Here is a 20,245-nt window from a genome sequence, read left to right as displayed (position 1 = left end):
ATGGATTGCTCTGGGCGGCGCGGGAATCAGGTGTTCGATAAAGCTTTCGCTTTAAACCACGCCTCACGCGTCATCTCCCAGACCTCTTTAAGCAGACGTCCACAGACAAAGTCCCCCTGCTGAGTCCCGATCATGCGCATGCCTTCGCGCTCCGAAACCCTGCGCGAAGCCAGGTTGCCCACCGCCTTGGGCACTTGCATGACCGGGCGTCCCAGGGTTTCAAACCAATGGGCGTTGATCGTCTCGCACGCTTCGCGCATGTAGCCCTTTCCCTGCCATTGCGGCGCCAGCCAGAAACCTCGGTTGTTGCCAGGCTGGTCGTACAGGCTGATGCTGCCGATGCGTTGTGGCGGATCGTCGGCAATCCGGATCATCCAGTGCCACTCGCATCCGGCGGCGACAGCGGGGAGCGCATGGTCGCGCACGTACGTCAGCGCGCCATCATCCGGGTAGGGCCAAGGCACGCGACTGTCCAGGTAACGGACCACTTCCCAGTGTGGGAACAACTGTTGAATCGCCGGTGCGTCCGTCAGTTCGAGGGGTGTGAGGATGAGGCGGCGGGTTTGGAATGTGGGGATGGTTTGCATCATGAAAGTCCTTATTCAAACATCATGGTGTCCTTGAAAAACAACCCACTCCAGCGCTGTCCTCAATCCAGACGGCGACACAGATAGGCTTGGGTTTGATAAGGGAAATCAATAGTTTCACGCCCCCTCAAGGAGGGATGCGTGTCGATAAGATGCTGCAACTGATCACTCACCGTGGCCTTTTCGGCGGCAGGCAAGGCGGCGATGAAACTCACCGACAGGAACCGGTCCATGATGACTTCCCTGGCGCTTCCGGAATGTGTGTATCGAAAGCAGGTCAGTTCAGGAGTCGAAAAGTAGTTTCCTGTGAAGGGTAACCGCCACGATCCGGTATGAAAACGCGGGGTATCGCCTTCGTATGGAGTGATGATATCAGTGATAGCAGCCACCCAGTCCACCGACTCATCACGTACGTTCCAGATCAGGCCCAATCGGCCATTCGCCCTGAGCACTCGGTAAATCTCGGCAAGTGCTTTTTCATTTGCAAACCAGTGGAAGGCCTGAGCACACACCACTGCTTGTGCCATTCCAGATTCGAACGGGATACTTTCTGCCGTCCCCTCCACAATCCTGACGTCCGGCAGGCTTTGGGCAAACTCGGCACGCATGGCCTCAACCGGTTCGACTGCAATGACATCGAGCGCCATGGACTTCAACAATCGAGTGAATTTTCCTGTACCGGCCCCTAGATCGATAACTGCCGATCCCGGAAGAAGATCCAATTCTTGTTTAAGCCAGGCACTGAGTTCACTCGGGTAGTTCGGGCGCCCCTTGGCATAAGTGTGGGCTTGCGATGAGTATCCAATCTGGGCGGCCTTCTGAATGTTTGCCATGAGCAACGACCCTCATTGTGAATGTTACATTAGCTGGGCTGCCCCTGGATGGAAGAGGAGAATGATTGCCTAGCCGTTTTCCGGATCTTCAACTGTCTTTCTGCGGCCTTTCGAAACCACCACTTTGTATGCACCAGTACGCACCTCTTTAACCGAATGTGCGGTCAAAGGGTCGCTACGAAAGCGGAAATGAGCTGAGGTTTTCTTGGCGGGAGGACGAACGGTTTGGATAGGCGTAGCCTTTGCCGGGGCTGGCGGCAAGAAAGCACTCGGCTCCATCGCAAAGCGTTCTGCCAGTGCGTACGCCATCTTGTGGCTGATGGGCCGATTCCCACTGAGCACCTTGGACACCGCTGTTTTATCACCGATTTCAGGAAGATCTGAACCGGTGAGCCCGAGCGTCTCCATCAAATCCCTGATCAGTTGCACAGGGGTGCATGTCGCCTCAAAAGCGGCATTCGATTCGCGAAACTGGTCGGAGTCGCGCTGGTAGGCCAGGATTTCATCCTCGAGTTCAATGAGAATTTTCTCCTCGGTCTTGCTCAGCTCACGCCCGTCGGTGAGTTCATCGAGCAAGTCGGTCGCACGCTCATAGTCGGCGGGGGTCTCGATGCCATGCACAAACTCGCCGCGCAAGCGCTCCAGCACCGCATGCAGCTCACCAAGCGTTGCGATCACGGTCTGGCAATCGTTCCGGTCTGCGCTCATCGTTTTACCCCTTTGTTCCTTGCATACCAGGCGTTGGCCACGTCGTAATCAGCATGCGTGTAGATGTGTTTGACGTAGAACTTCTGCCGGGTGTAGTTGACACCCCCTATCACCCTGAGATTATTTCCGCCTACCTCGATCACAACCCAATTCATTGCGGCTCTGGGCTTGAACAAATCGACACCGTGCGTACCGAAAAGCTTTTGCAGGTCCGCGAACGCCTTGGGGCGAGCCATCCTCAAAATGCGCAGGCAACGATCAAGTCCAGCCTTGTCGTTCGGATACAAAATTGCAGCGTCGTCAAAACGTGATGGCGTGAGTATATCCATAGGCTTCCTTGTCTTTGAGCCCATGGTACTCTGGTTGTGTTTTTTCACAACTTCGATGTGTTGGCAGCAGCGGGACTCACACCATGGCAAGTAGGCGACTTAAGCGGCAGCCGTGGGCTAAATGGGGAATCACCTACACATTCCGAGACAAAAGCATGAACCCAGACCATCACACCATCTGAGACCTTACCTGCGCCTCAACACAGCAAGTTCATCAATTTGATCGTCTCGCAACCGCCTTAAGCTCCACATCTCACCCCGTCACACACCCCTGCGGCACCTTCCCGGCAAAACTGTCCACCAGACTCGCCACCACCATCTCCCCCATCCGCGTGCGGGTCTGCAACGTCGCACTCGCCCGGTGCGGTTGCAGCACCACCTGCTCATTGCCAAACAACGCCTCGGGCACGTGCGGCTCATCGACAAACACATCCAGCGCCGCACCGGCGATTTCCCCGGCGGTCAGCGCCGCCACCAGGTCGGGCTCGTTGACCCGTTTGCCGCGGGCCACGTTGATCAGGTAACCGCCCTGGCCCAAGGCGCGCAACACCTCGGCATCGATGATGGCTTCAGCCTTGTCGGCGGCCGCCGCGAGGATCAAGGCGTCGCTGTCGCGAGCCAGTTGCTTGAGGTCGGCAATGAAGGTGTGGTTCACGTCCCTCATCGGTTGCAGATCGGTATAGCTGATCGGACAACCGAACGCGGCGGCGCGGGTTGCCACGGCGCGACCGACCCGGCCCATGCCGACGATGCCGATGCGCATGCCGGACACCTGCCGGGCCAATGACAACGGAGCCAGTGGCGTCGGGCTCTGGGGCCAGGTTATCTGTGTCGCCTTCCTATGAGTGCTTCGCACTCAAGCGGGAGCGAGCTCCCTCGCCACTGATTCACTGCCACTCTAAAAATCAGCGCAGGATCCACACCGCCGCTACCGCTATCACACTGATCGAACCCACTCGCCATGCCAGGGGTCTGCTCCTGTATGACCTCTTTGGAATCTGCTCCTATGTCTCCACACCAAAGCCTCGTTTTCCTGGCACGAGGTGGCTACGCCGCTCGAGGCGTTATTTACCTGATCATGGGCATCTTCGCCCTGCTGGCGGCTCGCGACTCAAGCAACCCGAAAGACAGCCACAGCAGCCTGGAAACGCTATTGAGCCAACCTTTCGGCCACGCCCTGGTGGGTCTGGTGGTGATGGGCCTGCTCGCCTTCGCCGGATGGCGCGTGTTGCAGGCCACTCGCGACGTCGATCATCACGGCAAGGCACTCGAGGGCCTGGTGATCCGCGCAGGCTTGCTGACGGGCGGGCTCATCAACGGCGCGCTCGCATTCTTCGCGTTGAGCCTGCTCGTCAGCGGGCTGAAAAGCTCCGGCGGCTCCGGTGGCGGACAGACCCAGGACCTGCTGGCACGCCTGCTGTCCTGGGACCATTCGAACCTGCTGATCTACCTCATCGCCCTGGTGCCCTTCGGGGTGGGCATCGCTCACATCATCAAGGGGTGGAAGGCGACGTTCGAGAAGTACTTTGAAGCAGACGAAGACGTCATGCGCTATGTGCGCCCGGTATCGCGCTTCGGTCTGATCGCCCGCGGGGTCGTCTTCATTGAAATCGCCCTGCTGCTGATCATCAGCGGCTCGACCTACAAGGCCATGGACCCACCCGGCATGAAAGACGCCCTCGACGCGCTGCAGAACCTGCCGGCTGGCGGTGTGCTCTTGATGGCGATGGCACTGGGTCTGATCGCTTTTTCGGTCTACAGCTTTGCCGAAGCGGCCTGGCGCAAGATCAATATGGATGTGCCCGGCGTTTCGCAAACGTAGCGCTTACTGCCCAGGTTTTATGCGATGCATAAGGTCGTTCAACGCGTAGGTGTCCAGAAAGGCCTGTACCTCGGTGACCTGGCCGTCCTTGAATGTCATATGCCATAAGTAGGTGTTGCGGTAAGGCTTGCGATCCAGGGCCGTTGCCTCACCGTTCCACAGCACCACAACGACATCGCCCTCGGCGATAATGCTTTGGACAGTAGGAGAAATGGGCGTCGCCAGCCGGGCACTGATCGGCCTTACGGCTTGCTCCATTAAATCGGCCTTGCTGTTATACACACCTGAAACCGGGCTCGATCCGCTGACTGTCCATATGGCACCGGGCGCCAGCAAATCGAATACCGTGCCTTTGCCCTGCTGCCAGTTCATGAACGCTTGGCGCACCAGGTCCGTATTGGCATGAGTCGCTGTTTCCGATGCCCAGGCGGGGCTCGATGAAACGATCCAGGACAAAGCAACAGCCTGAAGGCTCAAAGCCAAACTCATCCGCGTAGTCATGATGTTTTTTCTCCAACAATGCAATCGATGAAGGGGAACCTTAACGGCATGCGCTTGGCGGCTGTTGCTCGATGCTGTTGCAGATTTGCCTGATGCTGTTTGGTGAAGGGACTGGGCGGATATTGTCGATATCGCTGTTTTTGCAGACAGCAGAAACCACAAAACCCCTGGTTTCTTGGGAAACCAGGGGTTTTGTGTATATCGAATTTGGCGGTGAAGGAGAGATTCGAACTCTCGATACAGTTTCCTGTATACACACTTTCCAGGCGTGCTCCTTAAGCCACTCGGACACTTCACCGTATCTCGGCAAACTGTTCAGTCTGTCGAGGCGCGCTAATGTAGTCGAAAGCTTTTCCGATGGCAAAGGTTTTTTTCAGAATTTTCATGCGGTTAAGCTTGGCTGGGCATTCAAAACCCGTCTGGGCAGGGCAAACCGGCCAATCTTCGGGGCTGTATAGGCAATGCTCTATAGATGAAGGCTTGGCGGGATGGGCGGGCCAGGCTGTTTACGGGGCCTGGGGCTGACCGGTGAGTCAGTCACGGTGCTTTACCTGGCCTGCGGCGGTGGGTAACGTCTGCGACACTTCTCTTACAAGGAATAGCGTCATGAGCGACTTGATTGCCTACCATCTCGAAGACGGTATCGCGACCCTGACCTTGAACAACGGCAAGGTCAACGCCATCTCGCCGGATGTGATTGCCGCGTTCAACGCTGCGCTGGACCAGGCGACGGCGGATCGGGCGGTGGTGATCATTACCGGGCAGCCGGGGATTCTGTCGGGTGGCTACGATCTGAAGGTAATGACCGCCGGTCCCAAGGAAGCAGTCAGCTTGGTCACGGCTGGCTCGACGCTGGCCCGTCGCCTGTTGTCGCACCCCTTCCCTGTCGTTGTCGCTTGCCCGGGGCATGCGGTGGCTAAAGGTGCGTTCCTGCTGTTGTCGGCAGATTACCGCATTGGTGTGGAAGGGCCGTTCAGCATTGGCCTGAACGAAGTACAGATCGGCATGACGATGCACCACGCCGGTATCGAGTTGGCTCGTGATCGCCTGCGCAAGTCGGCGTTTCACCGTTCGGTGATCAATGCCGAGATGTTCAATCCCCAGAGCGCTGTGGATGCGGGCTTCCTCGACAAGGTGGTGTCGGCCGAGGAACTGCAAGGCGCAGCTCTGGAAGCAGCGCGTCAGTTGAAGAAAATCAACATGTCCGCCCACAAGAACACCAAGCTGAAAGTTCGCAAGGCCCTGCTGGAGACACTGGACACTGCGATTTTGCTGGATCAGGAGCATATGGGCTGACGCTTGTAGGAGCTGTCGAGCGGAGCGAGGCTGCGATCTTTCCATTACCAATTGAGTCCGGAGCGAAAGATCAAAAGATCGCAGCCTCGCTCCGCTCGTCAGCTCCTACGGGAGCAAGCTCCCTCGCCACAGATGCCCCCCTCCCCTAGAGCGGGGCTTTTTCCTACGCGCGCCGTTTAAAAGTCCGCAACCGCTCTAGACCGCTTCCGTCACGCAATGTGGAAACATGCGCTTAAACATCGTCCATTTCCGACCTCTATAGGGGCAATTGCCGAAAACAGTGCACATCCGTACACTGCGCCACCTTTTGTCCCGATAGGGCCTGTAGATGCTGTTTGTACTGCGTATGTTGTTGATGGGCCTGCACTTTGTCCTGGCGGGTGTGCTCGGGGTGATTCTGGGCCTGTGCAGACCGTTCAATCCGGACAACAGCCGTTTATGCGCAAGGCTGTACGCATTGCCGGCCATGTGCATCTTGCGCCTGCGGGTCCGGACGCAGGTCGACACGCTAGTGGACAAACCCAACGGCTGCGTGATCATCGCCAACCATCAATCCAACTATGACTTGTTCATGTTCGGCAACGTGGTGCCGCGCCGCACCGTGTGCATCGGCAAGAAGAGCCTGAAATGGGTGCCGCTGTTCGGGCAGTTGTTCTGGCTGGCGGGCAATGTGTTGATCGACCGTGGCAACGCGATCAAGGCACGACAGTCAATGCTGACCACCACCCATACGTTGCAGCACGAGGACACCTCGATCTGGGTTTTTCCGGAAGGCACGCGCAATCTGGGCGAGGATCTGCTGCCTTTCAAGAAAGGCGCATTCCAGATGGCAATCGCCGCCGGAGTCCCGATTATTCCGGTGTGCGTCAGCAGCTACATCAAGCACATGCGCCTCAATCGCTGGCGCAGCGGTGACATCCTCATACGCTCGTTGCCGGCGATTCCGACGGCCGGATTGAGCATGGATGACATGCCCCGGCTCATCGCCCAATGCCGTGAGCAGATGCGCGAATGCATCGCGACAATGGACCAGCAGTTACAAGCCGCGTAATGGAAAACCCGCCCCTCGGCGGGTTTTCTTTTGCCGCCGAACTCCGCAGATTTTGCTGACTCTCATGCTACAGGGCGCGTTAAGCTGAACACTGCCTGCCACTGCCATTTCCAATAAGAAGTGAACCACCATTATGGGTAGAGTCGTTGCTGCTGCGGTTTACAGCGCCGGTAAGAAAATCACCAACATAACCCTCGACGAAGGCAGCGCCTGGGCTGCCAAACCTGGTCATTTTGTATGGATCGGTCTCGAAGAGCCCAGTGCCCTGGAGCTGACCAACCTGCAGCGTCAATTCAACCTGCACGAATTGGCCATCGAAGACGCCATGGAGAAACACAGCCGGCCCAAGTTGGAGACCTTTGGCGATGCGCTGTTTATCGTCACGTATTCGCCGATACGCAAGGACGGCAAGCTGCAGTTCATCGAAACCCATATCTTTGCCGGCAAGGGCTACATCATCACCGCTCGCAACGGTCATTCAGCCTCCTACGCCCACGTCCGACAGCGCTGTGAGGCTCGTCCTATCCTGCTGGAGCACGGCGAAGATTTCGTGCTCTACGCCATCCTCGATTTCGTGATCGAAAACTACCAACCGGTGGGTGAAGCCATTCACGCCGAGATCGATGAGCTGGAGCGCAACGTGCTGTGCAGCGCCCTGAATGAGCGAGACATCCAGAACCTGCACAGCTTGCGCCGCGATGTATTGCGCCTGCGTCGTTACGCAGCGCCCATGGTGGAGATCAGCGAGGAACTGCAGCGGCTGGACTTCCCCTTTATCGACAAGAACATGGGACCATACTTCCGCGACGTACAGATCCACGTCACGCGGCAAATGGAAGACTTGGCCACCCTGGCGGACATTGCCAGCCAGACCATTGAAGTCGGGGTGCTGCTGGAAGCCTCACGCCAGAGCGTGGTGCAGCGCAAATTTGCAGCGTGGGCGGCGATTCTGGCATTCCCCACCGCGGTGGCCGGGATCTATGGGATGAACTTCGAGAACATGCCGGAGTTGACCTGGCACTACGGCTACTTTCTGGTACTCGGATTCATCGGGGTGGGATGTACGGCTTTGTGGGCGAGTTTCAAGCGGTCGGGATGGTTGTAGACCCGCTCTCCTGGGGAACTGCGCGGCCTGCATCGCGAGCAGGCTCGCTTCCCACCGCTCATCCCCTGTGGGAGCGAGCTTACTCGCGATGACAGCGGCACATCCGACATCAACGCCAAACTGATCCACCGCTATCGCGAGCAGGCTCGCTCCCACATTGGAGAGGGGTGATCGTTAGCCTTGGGTGGTTTCGGCCTGCGGCTTGTGTGCAACGAAACGCATCATCCACTCCGCCACCGTGGTGCCGTGATGCTCGTGGGCCAGGCTCGCCAAGCCCTGGCTGTAGATCTGCTCGCCGAGGTGTTGCTGACGAATCTCCAGCAAGGCCCGGGAATAATCGTGAATGAACTCCGGGTGGCCCTGGAAGCACAGTACCTGATCGTTGATATGGTAGGCGGCGAACGGGCAGAAATCGCTGGAGGCGATGACGGTCGCGCTTTCGGGAAGTTCGGTGACCTGGTCCTGATGGCTGATCAGCAAGGTCAGCTCTTCCATCACCGGGCTCATCCACGGCGCCTTGGCGGCGAGTTTGTAGCGATGGGTGCCGACACCCCAGCCTTGGGTGGCGCGTTCGGTCTTGCCGCCCAGCAACAACGCCAAGAGCTGATGGCCAAAGCACACACCGAGCAATTTATCGCCCCGCTGGTAGCGCTCCAGCAGGTAGGTCTTGAGGGTTTGAATCCAAGGGTCGGTGCCGAAGGAGTCAGCCTTGCTGCCAGTCACCAGATAAGCGTCGAACACCTCGTCATCGCTGGGGTAATGCCCCTCCATCACGTTGTACACGATGAATTCGGCCGCGATGGGCTGCTGTGAAAACAGGCGCTGGAACATCTGCCCGTAACCCTGATATTGGTCGACCAGTTCCGGACGCAGGATATCGGTTTCCAGAATGCAGATGCGTAGCGACATAAAAAATACCTGACACGATGATGGGAATACTGCACACACCAGAGCCTGCCCTGAAACATGGTTCCAAGGCAAGCCCCTTCCCAGGTCTGTCAGAACAGTTCGTGCCGGGCGGCTTTCTCCAACAACAAGGCCGGCGGTGAGAAGCGCTCGCCGTATTGCTCGGCCAGATACTGGGCGCGACCGACAAAGTCCTGCAGGCCGTATTGGTTGATGAACTGCAACGCACCGCCGGTCCAGGCCGCGAAACCAATGCCAAAGATCGAGCCGATGTTGGCGTCGGCCGTCGAAGTCAACACCCCCTCCTCCACGCAACGCACAGTCTCCAAGGCCTGGATGAACAGCAGGCGATCACGGATATCCTGGGGCGAAATCTGCCCATCGGCTTGCTCGAAGCGACTCTTCAGCTGCGGCCACAGGTGCTTTTGCCCGTTGGCCGGGTATTCATAAAAACCGGCGCCGGCGGCCTTTCCCGGCCGCTTGTATTCGTTGAGCAGCAAGTCAATCACGGCGAATGCCGGGTGCTCAATCGGCGTTTTCCCTTCTGCGCGCAGGTCCTTGGCGGTTTGCGCGCGGATATGGCTCATCAGGCTGAGGGAAACTTCGTCAGAGATCGCCAGGGGCCCGACCGGCATCCCGGCCTTGCGCGCTTCGGTCTCGATCATCGGTGCACTCACGCCCTCGCCGAGCATGGCGATGCCCTCCTTGGTAAAGGTACCGAACACCCGCGACGTGAAGAAACCGCGACTATCGTTGACCACAATCGGCGTCTTGTTGATCTGCAGGACAAAATCGAAACCCCGAGCCAGGGTGGCGTCACTGGTGCGCGCGCCCTTGATGATCTCCACCAGGGGCATTTTTTCCACCGGGCTGAAGAAGTGCAGGCCGATGAACTTCGTCGGGTCCGGAACGGCCATGGCCAGGCCGGTGATGGGCAAGGTCGAGGTGTTGGAGGCGATCACCGCATCGTCGCCCGCCACCGCCTGGGCCGCAGCCGACACGCTGGCTTTGAGGGCGCGATCTTCAAACACCGCTTCGATGATCAAGTCGCAACCGGCCAGGTCAGCATTGCTGTCGCTGGCTTGAATCCGCGCCAGCGTGGCGTCGCGCTGCTCAGCCGTGAGTTGGCCACGGACGACCTTTTTATCCAGCAACGCCGCCGAACGGGCCTTGCCCTTCTCGGCCGCCGCCAGATCGACATCCTTGAGTACCACCGCGATGCCGGCCACGGCGCTGACATAGGCGATACCCGCCCCCATCATGCCCGCGCCGAGCACGCCGACTTTTTTCGTCAGATAAGGCGCAAAACCCTGTGGGCGAGAACCACCGGCCTTGATCTCGTTGAGTTGGAACCAGAGGGTGCCGATCAGGTTCTTCGCCACTTGGCCGGTGGTCAGTTCGGTGAAGTAGCGGGTTTCGATCAGGTGCGCGGTATCGAAATCCACTTGGGCCCCCTCCACCGCCGCGCAGAGGATTTTCTCCGGTGCCGGCAGGCAGCCCTGGGTCTTGTTGCGCAGGATCGAGGGGGCGATCGCCAGCATTTGCGCGACTTTCGGGTCGGACGGCGTGCCGCCCGGAAGCCGATAGCCCTTTGCATCCCAGGGTTGCACGACGCTGGGGTTGGCCAGAATCCAGGCCCGGGACTTGGTCAGCAGTTCCTCACGATCCTTGGCCAGCTCATCGATCAATCCTGCCTGCAGCGCTTGTTGTGCACTGACCTTCTTACCTTCGAGCAGATACGGCAGGGCCTTTTCCAAACCGAGCAGGCGCACCATCCGCACCACCCCACCGCCCCCCGGCAGCAGCCCGAGAGTGACCTCCGGCAAGCCGAGCTGCACCGATGGCTGCTCCAGCGCCACGCGATGATGACAAGCCAGGCAGATCTCCCAACCACCGCCTAGGGCCGCGCCATTGATGGCCGCCACCACGGGCTTGCCCAGGGTCTCCAAGGCCCGCAGTTGCGCTTTAAGCAGCAGGACCATGTCGTAGAACGCCTTGGCCTCGGGCTTGCCGACCTTGACCAGTTCATTGAGATCACCACCGGCGAAGAAGGTGTGCTTGGCCGAGGTGATGATCACACCGGCAATCGCGTCCTTTTCAGCCTTCAAACGGGTGACGCAAGCGGCCATGGCTTCGCGGTAGCGCGCATTCATGGTGTTGGCGCTCTGGCCCGGCATGTCCAGGGTCAGGACGACGATCCGGTCCTGGCCGGTTTCGTAACGGATGGCAGCGGTCATGAAAAATGTTCCTTGAAGTCTGGGCTCAGAGGCGTTCGATGACGGTGGCAATGCCCATGCCGCCGCCGACACAGAGGGTCGCCAGGCCATAGCGCAGGCGACGCGCCTCCAACTCGTCGAGCAACGTGCCAAGGATTGCGCAGCCGGTAGCCCCCAAGGGATGCCCCAGGGCGATGGAGCCACCGTTGACGTTGACCTTGGCGGGGTCGATGGCCATGTCCCGGATGAACTTGAGCACCACCGAGGCGAAGGCTTCGTTGACTTCGAACAAGTCGATATCCTCCACCCGCAGCCCGGCCTTGCCCAAGGCCTTGCGGGTGGCCGGCGCCGGGCCGGTAAGCATGATGGTCGGGTCGGTACTGGTGACGGCCGTGGCGACGATCCGGGCCCGGGGTTGCAGGCCCATGGCGCGTCCCTTGGCTTCGGAACCGATCAACATCAGCGCCGCGCCGTCGACGATGCCGGAACTGTTGCCCGGCGTGTGCACATGATGAATGCGTTCGACATGGCTGTAGACCCGCAGCGCCGTGCCGTCGAAGCCCATCTGGCCCATGGCTTCGAAGCTCGGCTTGAGCTTGCCCAGACCTTCGAGGGTGGAGTCGGCGCGGATGAATTCGTCGTGGTCCAGCAACACGATGCCATTCTGGTCCCGCACGGCGACCAGGGATTTATCGAACGAACCGTCGGCCCGGGCACGTGCCGCTTTTTGCTGGGAGTGCAGTGCGTAGCGGTCGACGTCCTCGCGGCTGAAGCCTTCCAGGGTGGCGATCAGGTCGGCGCCGATGCCCTGGGGAATGAAGTGGCCCTGCAGGTTGGATTGCGGGTCCAGCGCCCACGCACCGCCATCGCTGCCCATGGGCACCCGGGACATGGATTCAACGCCGCCGGCCACCACCAGGTCTTCGAACCCGGAGCGCACCTTCATCGCCGCCAGGTTCACCGCTTCCAGTCCCGAGGCGCAAAAACGATTGAGTTGCACCCCGGCCACGCTGACATCCCAATTGGCCACCAACGCAGCAGTCTTGGCGATATCGGCACCCTGCTCACCCACGGGCGTCACGCAACCGAGCACGATGTCGTCGACCTGGCTGGTGTCCAAATCCATGCGCTGGCGCAAGGCACTGAGCAGGCCCCCCATCAGGTTCACCGGCTTGACGCTGTGCAGGGCGCCATCAGCCTTGCCCTTGCCACGAGGCGTGCGTAATGCGTCGAAAATCAAAGCTTGGGTCATGACATCCTCGAAACCACGGGGTAATGCGACGCCTCCAACCATAAGCCCAGCGGCGCCGGATTCAATGACCACAGCGCTCAATGGCGTTGACGGCCACGCTCAGACGAACGGTAGCGAGCTATCGGGTTAACCGATTCAGGAGGGCAAGCTGTCTAGCAAAAGGGCCGGCAGGAAGGTGGCAATAGGCCTCATGCTGTTTTAATAGCGATAAGTACCCAGTTGATACGAATTGGATCTAAGCCAAGGCGGCCGCGGCCCCTAATGTAATCCTTGTACAAGTTAGTCGTCGGGTTTTGCCGAGGCGCTTGTCGGAACAGGAAGTGCAACGCCAGCCATCATGGATATGCAGGCTGGTTTTCAGGACATAACAAAAAAGGCGGATCAGCCATGTTCAAACATTCGAAAGTTCGTCAAGCCGGACTCATTCTCTTTGCCACGACGCTGCTGTTGATTTTGCCGAATATCACCAAGGTGATTGGCTGAATCCTGCGCGGGCACCTGCTTCATCCAATACGTTGTGTCGCCAAAAAATGTGATGGGTTCACTGTTCGAGCTGCGATGGCTGTGCCAACCTTTGCGGCCACCCTCTCGACATGGAAGGCGATCGACTTGAAAGCTCTCATTGTGTTCGGGGCGTTGCTGCTCAGCACGCCCCTTTATGCCGCGCAACTGGTGCTGGAGTTGGGCGCGAGCACGCGTACCTGGCAAACCGAAGAACTGCTCAAGCATCCGGACGCTCAAACGGTCGAGATTGCTGAGGACGTTTCCTACAAGAAACCCATGAGTTATCGAGCCGTGCCGCTGACGTCACTGTTGGCGGGCATCCATCCGGACGACCACCTGCAGGCCGTTGCCCTGGACGGCTTCGCTGCCGAGATGCCCGCGGCGCCATTACTCAACAAGAGCGGGGCCCGGGCCTGGCTGGCGATCGAGGACCCGGCCAAGCCGTGGCCGTCGCTGGGGGAAGGCAAGTCCAGTGCCGGGCCTTTCTATCTGGTCTGGACCGACCCGCAGGCGGGTCGCATCAGCCCGGAACAATGGCCCTATGCGGTAGCGAGCATCAAGCGCCTGTCGGCGGTGGCTGAACGCTTCCCGGCCCTGCTGCCGGCGCCCAACCTGGCCAAGGACGACCCGATCAATAAAGGTTTCGCGCTGTTCCAGAAGAACTGCCTGGCGTGTCATCGGCTCAATGGCGCTGGCGATGCACAGTTCGGCCCTGACCTGAACATTCCTTTCAATCCCACCGAATACTTCTCCGGGGATTTCCTCAAGCGCTACATTCGCGACCCGCAAGGCCTGCGACGCTGGCCCCAGGGCAAGATGCCCGGGTTCTCGGCAGCGGTGTTGCCGGATGCGGAGCTGGATTTGCTGGTGGGTTACTTGAAGCATATGGCGGGACGCAAGCAGCCCCCAGCCCAATAATCCGCTACCACTGTGACGAGGTTGTCCCCTCAAGCCGTAGGAGCTGACGAGTACAACGAGGCTGCGATCTTTTCCCCGACGCTTGAGTTTCAAGCAAAAGATCAAAAGATCAAAAGATCAAAAGATCGCAGCCTTCGGCAGCTCCTACGGGGCAAGGTTATTGTTGTTGCACCGTGATCACCGGCGCCGGAGTCACGACCAGCCTGGCATGCATCTGCTCGCCACCACCGCCGCGGCGCATGCCACGCACAGGGCAGGCGTCCAGGTAATCCAGGCCCACGGCCAGTTTCAGGTGGCGCTCCGGGCGGGCGAGTTGGTTGGTCACGTCGAAGCTGTACCAGGCGTCGTCCAGCCAGGCCTCTGCCCAGGCATGGCTCGCCAGGTGCTCGCTCTCTCCGCTGAACAGATAACCCGACACATACCGTGCCGGCACCCCCAGGCTACGAGCGCAGGCCAGGAAGGCATGGGTATGGTCCTGGCACACCCCGCTACGACCGGCGAACGCCTGGGCTGCACTGGTCTCGACTGCCGTGGTGCCAGGGGTGTAGATCATGTGCTGATTCAACCCATGCATCAGGTCGATCAACGCTGTGCGGTCGCGACGCTGCTGGCACTGCTGCGCGGCGAAGGCTCGAAGGGCCTCGTCCGCCTCGGTCAGCCGGGTGAAGCGCAGGAATGGCAGCGCCGACTGGCTCTCGTGTTCGGCTTCGCGCAACGGATCGATATCCACCTGTCCGCGGGCGCCGATGATGACCGTTTCGTGGGGCTCATCCAGGGTCAGCACGTGCAGGATGTTGCCAAACGGATCCAGTTGCGCCCGCACCGGCCGTGGTAAATCAAGCTGCCAGCTCAGCACATGCTGGCGTTCGCTGTCGTGGGGCGTCAGGCGCAGGTACTGGATGCTGGCGCGAACCTGATCGTCATAGTGGTAGGCCGTTTCGTGGCTGATCGAGAGTCTCATATGACCTCCAGGTAGGAACTGTGAATGGTGTTGCCCAGTTCACGGACCAGTGGGATGAATTCGGTGAGCCAGGCATGCAGGCCCCCGTCGAGGATTTCGCTGATGCCGGTGTAGCGCAGCCGTGCGTCCATTTCCGCCGCCAGCCGTTGTGCCTGCCGACCGTTGGTGCCCGGCAGGCTTGCGAGGATCTGGTCGATTTCTTCGGTACAGGCACGCAGCGAGCGCGGCACGTCGGCGCGCAACAGCAGCAACTCGGCTACATGGCGAGCGCCCGGGGCATCACGGTAGATCTCGGTGTAGGCCTCGAAGGACGACAAGGCCCGCAACAAGGCGCTCCATTGGTAGTAGGCGTGGGCCGTGCCATCGCTGACTGCATCGGCCTGGTCGCCGGCCATTTCGTAACGGGCATCGAGCAAGCGCAGCGTGTTGTCGGCCCTTTCGATAAAGGTCCCCAGGCGAATGAACCGAAACGCGTCATTACGCATGATGGTGCCGTAGGTCGCGCCACGAAACAGGTGCGAGCGCTCCTTGATCCACTCGCAGAAACGGCTCATGCCGTAGCGATTCAAGCCTTGCTCGCCGATACCGCGAATTTCCAGCCAGGTGGCGTTGATGTTTTCCCACATGTCGGCGGTGATTCGGCCACGTACCGCATGGGCACTGGCCCGCGCGGAACCGAGACAGCTGTAGATGCTGGCCGGGTTGGCCGCTTCCAGGGCAAAGAAATGCAGCAGGCGCTCGGCGTGCAGATCGCCGTGTCGCTCCCGGTAATCGTCCAGCGTGCCAGTGATCAGCAATGGCATGGCCAGTTCGTGCAGGCCGTCGCCACGCCCGTCCTGGGGCATCAGTGACAACGAATAACTGACGTCGAGCATCCGCGCGAGGTTTTCCGCCCGCTCCAGGTAGCGCGACATCCAGTACAGGTCCGAGGCGGTTCTACTCAGCATGGCAGCTCCTCAATCCTCGACCACCCAAGTGTCCTTGGTACCACCGCCCTGGGATGAGTTCACCACCAGGGAGCCTTCGCGCAGCGCCACCCGTGTCAGCCCGCCAGGGACCACGCGGGTCTCGCGGCCGGCCAGCACAAACGGGCGCAAGTCGATATGACGCGGAGCGATGCCGTTTTCGACAAAGGTCGGGCACGTCGAGAGCGACAGCGTCGGCTGGGCGATATAGGCGTGCGGCTTGGCCTTGATCCGCTCGCGAAAGGCATCGATTTGCGCCGTCGTCGCGGCCGGCCCCACCAGCATTCCATACCCGCCGGAGCCCTGGGTCTCCTTGACCACCAGGTCGGGAAGATTCGCCAGCACATGGGAGAGCTCTGCAGGATTACGGCACTGCCAGGTGGGAACGTTCTTCAGGATCGGCTCTTCGTCCAGGTAAAAACGGATCATGTCGGTGACGAACGGGTACACCGACTTGTCATCCGCCACCCCCGTGCCGATGGCATTGGCCAGCACCACGTTGCCGGAACGGTAGGAGGACAACAGCCCCGGTACGCCGAGCATCGAATCCGGATTGAAGGCCAGTGGATCGAGGAACGCGTCGTCGAGGCGACGGTAGATCACATCCACCGCCTTCGGCCCGTCGGTGGTGCGCATGAACACTTTGTCATCCCGTACGAACAGGTCAGCGCCTTCCACCAACTCCACGCCCATCTCCCGGGCCAGGAATGCGTGTTCGAAAAATGCACTGTTGAAACGCCCCGGCGTCAGTACCACGACGCTGGGGTCGTCCAGCGGACTGGAGCTTTTCAGGGTGTCGAGCAGCAGATTCGGATAATGATCGATGGGGGCGATGCGCTGGGCGGCGAACAGCTCGGGAAACAGGCGCATCATCATCTTGCGGTCTTCGAGCATGTAGCTGACGCCGCTGGGCGTACGCAGATTGTCTTCGAGCACGTAGTAGGTGCCGTCACCGTCGCGTACCAGGTCGACACCGCAAATGTGCGCGTAGATGTCACGGTGCAGATCGAGCCCTTGCATCGCCAGTTGGTACTGCTCGTTGGCCAGCACCTGTTCGGCGGGGATGATGCCGGCCCGGATGATCCGCTGTTCGTGGTAGAGGTCGGCCAGGAACATGTTCAGCGCCTTGACCCGTTGAATGCAGCCACGTTCGACCACCCGCCATTCGCTGGCCGGGATGCTGCGCGGGATCGTGTCGAACGGGATCAGGCGTTCGGTGCCTTGCTCGTCCCCGTAGAGCGTGAACGTAATGCCGGCACGGTGAAACAACAGGTCGGCTTCGCGCCTGCGCTGCGCCAGAAGCTCGTCAGGCGTGTCGGCCAGCCAGCGGGCAAACGCCTGGTAGTGCGGGCGGACCTGGCCGTCGGCATCGTACATTTCATCAAAACCGCTGCGGATCATGCCGTGCTCCTTGTCACCCTGGCAGCAAGGCTTCGCAAGCCCCGTGCCATCGGCATAAACGCTTTATGATCAACGGGTTGGAATCTCCATTGAGAGGCCGCGCACTTTTATAGTGCGGCAAATGCCCCCAACCCGCTGCCCCCGCTTCATTGCGACGCAGGGGCGTCGCTTTCATGAGCATAGTCATGGAAAAACGAAGCGGCCTGGTCTGGATACAGTTAGGTACAAAACCTGGGGAAGTGATTGTGGTGTGTCAGCGGGTAAGATGTTGATCGTGCAGCCGCCATCGCGAGCAAGCTCGGCTCCCACAGGGACTCTCGGTTAGCTCACAGACATGAAAACGGCCGACACAAAGGTCAGCCGTTGCTGTGGTTGCGGTGAATGACTGTCAGGCCTGCAGGCGCCGGATCTCTTGCTTGACGCCCCAACCCTCGATAACCCCCCCCAAGGGTTCGACAACTGCCTCGAAGTCTTGCTCGAAGTCGCCAATATCATCGTAAGTGGCGTACATCACCCGGCTCAGTTCCAATGACCAAGCCCCGTCGTCCCGTGCACTGATCTGCGCGTTCAACGATTCGCCCCGAAAATGACCTGCCGCCCTGCGCGCCCGCTCCTCGTCCGGGAAAATGGCGTAGAACTCAATGGGATGGAATCGGGAAAAATCGAAACCGCCTTCTTTCATGCGGCGCAATACGCTGGTGCTGATGTCTTCTTGATAGGCTGTGCTCATGAAACGTCCTCCTAAAACCGATGGATAGACTTTCCGTCTTCCCGTGCGTGAAGCCTTCAGGCTGCAAGCGATACGGCATCAAATGGCCGTCGGGACACAAGCATGTAGCTGACAAGACCGGACCTTGGCGATCCTTTCGCTGATCTCAATTGCAGAGTAGCCGCAAGTGGTGGCCACTGCCAAGCGAGACCAGGCAACGTTTCATGAAATCGGTGTAATGCTGAGGATTTCGATGCTGTTTTGGGACTTGAGGTTCTTGACTGTCGGGTCTTCGGTGCGGTCAACCAGGTCGTTGAGGTCCAACTGGCTGAGCACGGGTAGCAACCTTTCGCGGATCAGCTGGGCGGCCTGCTCCATGGTGGGCTTGTGGTCATAGTCGAACTGCTCGACGGTGGTTTCACCGTGATCGTCAATGAAAGTGATTTCCCACTTTTGCATCAGTGTCTCCTTGATCAATTCAGGGCAGGGCTTACCTTCATCTCGACATTGAGCGGCGGACAATCGTTCCGCTGGGTGCTTGGACGGCACACATGAAAAGACCGCCTCGGGGGCGGTCTGTTTTGTGCGGCCTTGGCCGATCACTTTTCGGCGCGTTCCTTCAGGGCCTTGAGGGTGTTGAACGGCGCATCCACCACGAACTTGTTCGCCAGCCAGGACGGCACGTCACCGCCCGGTTCGGTGTGGACCTGATAAACGACTTCAATCTGGTCCGCGCCCTTTGGCGTGAACTTCCAGAAGCCGTCGACCTGGGCCACCCGTACGAAACCTTGCTCCTCAGGCAGGTATGTCGGCACACCCTTGAGCTTGCGGGTCAGGCTGCCGTCGGCCCCCTCCTCGGTGGTGACTTCCAGCACCGAGTCCCGTGGCGTCACCGGCCATGGCGTGTTGAACTGGGTATAAGTCCAGCTCTTGTCGCCTTCGTGCTTGAGCAGTTTCTGGCTCTTGCACTCATGAATCCAGGCGCAGGCGCCGGGAACGTCTTCCTGCAGGGCCCGCAGCTTGGCCATGGTGGTTTTCATCACCGTCACGCCGCGATAGGCCTTGTACTTGGAGCCCGCCACTTCACTGAGGGAAACCTTGATACCTTCCTTTTCCTTGGCAACCTGCCAGTCCTCTGCCTGGGCGGTGGCCGTCGCCAGCAACACGGTCAACCCACACAACACAGCCATACGATGCAGCGAACCCATAGTTTTTTCCTTATTGTCCAAGTTCGTTCATTTCGGATCTGTTCATTGACCCATTACGCTGCCGTGACTTGCTCCCACCAACCGATCAGGCGGATGGCCTCTTCACGGCTGCCGCCGCACACCTCAATGTCGGCTTCGAACGCCGAGCACACCGCCGGACGCTCGGGCTGGCCGAAGATCCGGCACAGGTTATCGACCGATAGTTGCACACAACGTTCTCCCGCCGGTTTGCCTTGGGGCATGCCAGGGATAGGTGAGCTGATGGAAGGGGCGATGCAACAGGCGCCACAGCCTTCACGGCACTTCATGACGGCAACAATCCTCGCGGCGGGTAATGATGAGTAACAGAAGACAGAGTAACGGCTAAAACACCCGTTTTAAATTACCGTCTGCGTGTTTTTTTGCCGTTGGCAAAATGACCGAACGGTCAGCGACGAGCTGCATGCCCTGTGGAAGGCTTACTGCTTGAATTCGAAATCCAGCGCTGCGCCTTCCACCTCGTTGCGCTCCTGATTGCGCAGCGGCAGTTGCATTTCATTGCTCAACAACCGGCCATTGAGCTGGAACGGTCCGGGTTTCTCTCCGAACATTGACGGCAAGAGCGGTTCGCGCTTGGGCGGCGCTACCTTACCTGGTGGCTGCAGCTCTTCGACCATGTCATGGGGCAGGCTCAGGTCCAGCTTGGCCGGAGGCAATGGCGTCTTGGCGACCTCACGGGCGGATTTGCTCTTGGAAGCAATGGGCGCACGCTTTTTTTTCTTCGCCGCAACCGCCTTTTTAGCGGACGGCTTCTTGGCCACTGAGGTTTTTTTCGGCGCATTCTTCGTGGCACTGACGACCGGTTTTTCCTGCGCCGGAGCCGCCAAGACGGCGCCTCCCATTTGGAAGGCACTGAACAGGCCGATCAAAACCCAGGCAACAGGAACATTGGCTCTCATAGACACAACGGCACTGACGGCAGAAAAGCCCATGC

General features: G+C 59.6%; 21 protein-coding genes, 1 tRNA gene and 1 pseudogene. 5 read left to right on the top strand and 18 right to left on the bottom strand.

The annotated features are described in order from the left end of the window. Nucleotides 1-26 precede the first annotated feature (26 nt). The 5 genes and pseudogenes from BM317_RS15155 to BM317_RS15135 all read right to left on the bottom strand — a co-directional run. Nucleotides 27-587 (bottom strand): GNAT family N-acetyltransferase, encoded by a 561-nt coding sequence (locus BM317_RS15155; RefSeq protein WP_092168611.1) that lies wholly within the window; start codon nt 585-587, stop codon nt 27-29. Nucleotides 588-649: 62 nt separating this feature from the next. Beyond that, a complete protein-coding gene (locus BM317_RS15150) occupies nt 650-1,420 on the bottom strand; it encodes a class I SAM-dependent methyltransferase (RefSeq protein ID WP_092168608.1) in 771 nt (256 codons plus the stop codon). A gap of 69 nt (nt 1,421-1,489) precedes the next feature. Further along, the gene (locus BM317_RS15145) at nt 1,490-2,128 is read right to left on the bottom strand and encodes a helix-turn-helix domain-containing protein (protein WP_092474847.1); all 639 of its coding nucleotides are present in this window, start codon (nt 2,126-2,128) and stop codon (nt 1,490-1,492) included. Next, nucleotides 2,125-2,457, bottom strand: a complete 333-nt coding sequence (locus tag BM317_RS15140; protein WP_092168602.1) for a type II toxin-antitoxin system HigB family toxin — start codon at nt 2,455-2,457, stop codon at nt 2,125-2,127. Before BM317_RS15140 ends, BM317_RS15145 begins: the two co-directional genes overlap by 4 nt. Nucleotides 2,458-2,710: 253 nt before the next feature. Then, nucleotides 2,711-3,277: pseudogene (locus BM317_RS15135) on the bottom strand (NAD(P)-dependent oxidoreductase); the annotation flags it as partial. 186 nt (nt 3,278-3,463) lie between these two features. On the opposite strand from BM317_RS15135, the gene BM317_RS15130 reads away from it, so the two are divergent. Further along, on the top strand, nt 3,464-4,279 hold the full coding sequence (locus tag BM317_RS15130; protein WP_092168599.1) for a DUF1206 domain-containing protein: 816 nt from the start codon (nt 3,464-3,466) through the stop codon (nt 4,277-4,279). A 3-nt stretch (nt 4,280-4,282) separates the two neighbouring features. Here the strand turns inward: BM317_RS15130 and BM317_RS15125 are convergent, their stop codons facing one another. Together BM317_RS15125 and BM317_RS15120 are read right to left on the bottom strand one after the other, a co-directional pair. Beyond that, nucleotides 4,283-4,768: a nuclear transport factor 2 family protein gene (locus BM317_RS15125; protein WP_092168753.1), complete on the bottom strand. Its 486-nt coding sequence runs from the start codon at nt 4,766-4,768 to the stop codon at nt 4,283-4,285. A 220-nt stretch (nt 4,769-4,988) separates the two neighbouring features. Then, nucleotides 4,989-5,078 (bottom strand) — tRNA-Ser (locus BM317_RS15120). 308 nt (nt 5,079-5,386) lie between these two features. Here BM317_RS15120 and BM317_RS15115 point away from each other — a divergent pair. The 3 genes from BM317_RS15115 (at nt 5,387) to BM317_RS15105 (ending at nt 8,232) form a co-directional block, all read left to right on the top strand. Next, entirely contained in the window at nt 5,387-6,076 is a 690-nt protein-coding gene (locus BM317_RS15115; protein WP_060741273.1) for a crotonase/enoyl-CoA hydratase family protein, read from the top strand. Between the two features lie 328 nt (nt 6,077-6,404). After that, complete coding sequence (locus BM317_RS15110; protein ID WP_092474843.1) at nt 6,405-7,127, top strand: 1-acylglycerol-3-phosphate O-acyltransferase; 723 nt, start codon at nt 6,405-6,407, stop codon at nt 7,125-7,127. 133 nt (nt 7,128-7,260) lie between these two features. After that, nucleotides 7,261-8,232, top strand: a complete 972-nt coding sequence (locus BM317_RS15105) for a magnesium and cobalt transport protein CorA (protein WP_092474840.1) — start codon at nt 7,261-7,263, stop codon at nt 8,230-8,232. Nucleotides 8,233-8,406: 174 nt separating this feature from the next. Here BM317_RS15105 and BM317_RS15100 read toward each other — a convergent pair whose 3' ends face one another. The 3 genes from BM317_RS15100 to BM317_RS15090 form a co-directional block, all read right to left on the bottom strand. Continuing rightward, nucleotides 8,407-9,141: an amidotransferase gene (locus BM317_RS15100; protein WP_092168589.1), complete on the bottom strand. Its 735-nt coding sequence runs from the start codon at nt 9,139-9,141 to the stop codon at nt 8,407-8,409. Nucleotides 9,142-9,230: 89 nt separating this feature from the next. Next, complete coding sequence (locus tag BM317_RS15095; RefSeq protein ID WP_092168586.1) at nt 9,231-11,375, bottom strand: 3-hydroxyacyl-CoA dehydrogenase NAD-binding domain-containing protein; 2,145 nt, start codon at nt 11,373-11,375, stop codon at nt 9,231-9,233. Nucleotides 11,376-11,400: 25 nt separating this feature from the next. Continuing rightward, on the bottom strand, nt 11,401-12,606 hold the full coding sequence (locus tag BM317_RS15090) for an acetyl-CoA C-acetyltransferase (protein WP_092474837.1): 1,206 nt from the start codon (nt 12,604-12,606) through the stop codon (nt 11,401-11,403). A 609-nt stretch (nt 12,607-13,215) separates the two neighbouring features. Between BM317_RS15090 and BM317_RS15085 the strand changes: the two genes are divergently transcribed. After that, the gene (locus BM317_RS15085) at nt 13,216-14,028 is read left to right on the top strand and encodes a c-type cytochrome (protein WP_092168750.1); all 813 of its coding nucleotides are present in this window, start codon (nt 13,216-13,218) and stop codon (nt 14,026-14,028) included. Nucleotides 14,029-14,185: 157 nt separating this feature from the next. Here BM317_RS15085 and BM317_RS15080 read toward each other — a convergent pair whose 3' ends face one another. The 8 genes from BM317_RS15080 to BM317_RS15045 form a co-directional block, all read right to left on the bottom strand. Then, on the bottom strand, nt 14,186-14,989 hold the full coding sequence (locus BM317_RS15080) for a transglutaminase family protein (protein WP_092168580.1): 804 nt from the start codon (nt 14,987-14,989) through the stop codon (nt 14,186-14,188). Beyond that, nucleotides 14,986-15,936, bottom strand: coding sequence for an alpha-E domain-containing protein (locus BM317_RS15075; RefSeq protein ID WP_092168577.1), 951 nt, complete (start codon nt 15,934-15,936; stop codon nt 14,986-14,988). Before BM317_RS15075 ends, BM317_RS15080 begins: the two co-directional genes overlap by 4 nt. A gap of 9 nt (nt 15,937-15,945) precedes the next feature. Next, on the bottom strand, nt 15,946-17,355 hold the full coding sequence (locus BM317_RS15070) for a circularly permuted type 2 ATP-grasp protein (protein ID WP_060741264.1): 1,410 nt from the start codon (nt 17,353-17,355) through the stop codon (nt 15,946-15,948). A 388-nt stretch (nt 17,356-17,743) separates the two neighbouring features. Next, nucleotides 17,744-18,085 (bottom strand): ribonuclease E inhibitor RraB, encoded by a 342-nt coding sequence (locus BM317_RS15065; RefSeq protein WP_003179463.1) that lies wholly within the window; start codon nt 18,083-18,085, stop codon nt 17,744-17,746. A gap of 201 nt (nt 18,086-18,286) precedes the next feature. Next, a complete protein-coding gene (locus tag BM317_RS15060; protein WP_072406264.1) occupies nt 18,287-18,523 on the bottom strand; it encodes a hypothetical protein in 237 nt (78 codons plus the stop codon). 140 nt (nt 18,524-18,663) lie between these two features. Continuing rightward, nucleotides 18,664-19,272: an START domain-containing protein gene (locus BM317_RS15055; RefSeq protein WP_092168574.1), complete on the bottom strand. Its 609-nt coding sequence runs from the start codon at nt 19,270-19,272 to the stop codon at nt 18,664-18,666. Nucleotides 19,273-19,325: 53 nt separating this feature from the next. Beyond that, complete coding sequence (locus BM317_RS15050) at nt 19,326-19,580, bottom strand: YkgJ family cysteine cluster protein (RefSeq protein WP_060741261.1); 255 nt, start codon at nt 19,578-19,580, stop codon at nt 19,326-19,328. Nucleotides 19,581-19,730: 150 nt separating this feature from the next. Further along, the gene (locus BM317_RS15045; protein WP_092474898.1) at nt 19,731-20,210 is read right to left on the bottom strand and encodes a translation initiation factor 2; all 480 of its coding nucleotides are present in this window, start codon (nt 20,208-20,210) and stop codon (nt 19,731-19,733) included. Between the last annotated feature and the right edge of the window lie 35 nt (nt 20,211-20,245).

The sequence above is a fragment of the Pseudomonas sp. NFACC24-1 genome (assembly GCF_900115235.1).
GTDB lineage: Bacteria > Pseudomonadota > Gammaproteobacteria > Pseudomonadales > Pseudomonadaceae > Aquipseudomonas > Aquipseudomonas fluorescens_AA.
The sequence above is the reverse complement of the archived record's forward strand: the minus strand, read 5'-3'. Positions and strand labels throughout refer to the sequence as shown.

What these genes read in the sequence shown, in the direction of transcription:
- BM317_RS15155 (WP_092168611.1), bottom strand. Translation starts at nt 587, where the DNA reads ATGCAAACCATCCCCACATTCCAAACCCGCCGCCTCATCCTCACACCC.
- BM317_RS15150 (WP_092168608.1), bottom strand. Translation starts at nt 1,420, where the DNA reads ATGGCAAACATTCAGAAGGCCGCCCAGATTGGATACTCATCGCAAGCC.
- BM317_RS15145 (WP_092474847.1), bottom strand. Translation starts at nt 2,128, where the DNA reads ATGAGCGCAGACCGGAACGATTGCCAGACCGTGATCGCAACGCTTGGT.
- BM317_RS15140 (WP_092168602.1), bottom strand. Translation starts at nt 2,457, where the DNA reads ATGGATATACTCACGCCATCACGTTTTGACGACGCTGCAATTTTGTAT.
- BM317_RS15130 (WP_092168599.1), top strand. Translation starts at nt 3,464, where the DNA reads ATGTCTCCACACCAAAGCCTCGTTTTCCTGGCACGAGGTGGCTACGCC.
- BM317_RS15125 (WP_092168753.1), bottom strand. Translation starts at nt 4,768, where the DNA reads ATGAGTTTGGCTTTGAGCCTTCAGGCTGTTGCTTTGTCCTGGATCGTT.
- BM317_RS15115 (WP_060741273.1), top strand. Translation starts at nt 5,387, where the DNA reads ATGAGCGACTTGATTGCCTACCATCTCGAAGACGGTATCGCGACCCTG.
- BM317_RS15110 (WP_092474843.1), top strand. Translation starts at nt 6,405, where the DNA reads ATGCTGTTTGTACTGCGTATGTTGTTGATGGGCCTGCACTTTGTCCTG.
- BM317_RS15105 (WP_092474840.1), top strand. Translation starts at nt 7,261, where the DNA reads ATGGGTAGAGTCGTTGCTGCTGCGGTTTACAGCGCCGGTAAGAAAATC.
- BM317_RS15100 (WP_092168589.1), bottom strand. Translation starts at nt 9,141, where the DNA reads ATGTCGCTACGCATCTGCATTCTGGAAACCGATATCCTGCGTCCGGAA.
- BM317_RS15095 (WP_092168586.1), bottom strand. Translation starts at nt 11,375, where the DNA reads ATGACCGCTGCCATCCGTTACGAAACCGGCCAGGACCGGATCGTCGTC.
- BM317_RS15090 (WP_092474837.1), bottom strand. Translation starts at nt 12,606, where the DNA reads ATGACCCAAGCTTTGATTTTCGACGCATTACGCACGCCTCGTGGCAAG.
- BM317_RS15080 (WP_092168580.1), bottom strand. Translation starts at nt 14,989, where the DNA reads ATGAGACTCTCGATCAGCCACGAAACGGCCTACCACTATGACGATCAG.
- BM317_RS15075 (WP_092168577.1), bottom strand. Translation starts at nt 15,936, where the DNA reads ATGCTGAGTAGAACCGCCTCGGACCTGTACTGGATGTCGCGCTACCTG.
- BM317_RS15070 (WP_060741264.1), bottom strand. Translation starts at nt 17,355, where the DNA reads ATGATCCGCAGCGGTTTTGATGAAATGTACGATGCCGACGGCCAGGTC.
- BM317_RS15065 (WP_003179463.1), bottom strand. Translation starts at nt 18,085, where the DNA reads ATGAGCACAGCCTATCAAGAAGACATCAGCACCAGCGTATTGCGCCGC.
- BM317_RS15060 (WP_072406264.1), bottom strand. Translation starts at nt 18,523, where the DNA reads ATGCAAAAGTGGGAAATCACTTTCATTGACGATCACGGTGAAACCACC.
- BM317_RS15055 (WP_092168574.1), bottom strand. Translation starts at nt 19,272, where the DNA reads ATGGGTTCGCTGCATCGTATGGCTGTGTTGTGTGGGTTGACCGTGTTG.
- BM317_RS15050 (WP_060741261.1), bottom strand. Translation starts at nt 19,580, where the DNA reads ATGAAGTGCCGTGAAGGCTGTGGCGCCTGTTGCATCGCCCCTTCCATC.
- BM317_RS15045 (WP_092474898.1), bottom strand. Translation starts at nt 20,210, where the DNA reads ATGAGAGCCAATGTTCCTGTTGCCTGGGTTTTGATCGGCCTGTTCAGT.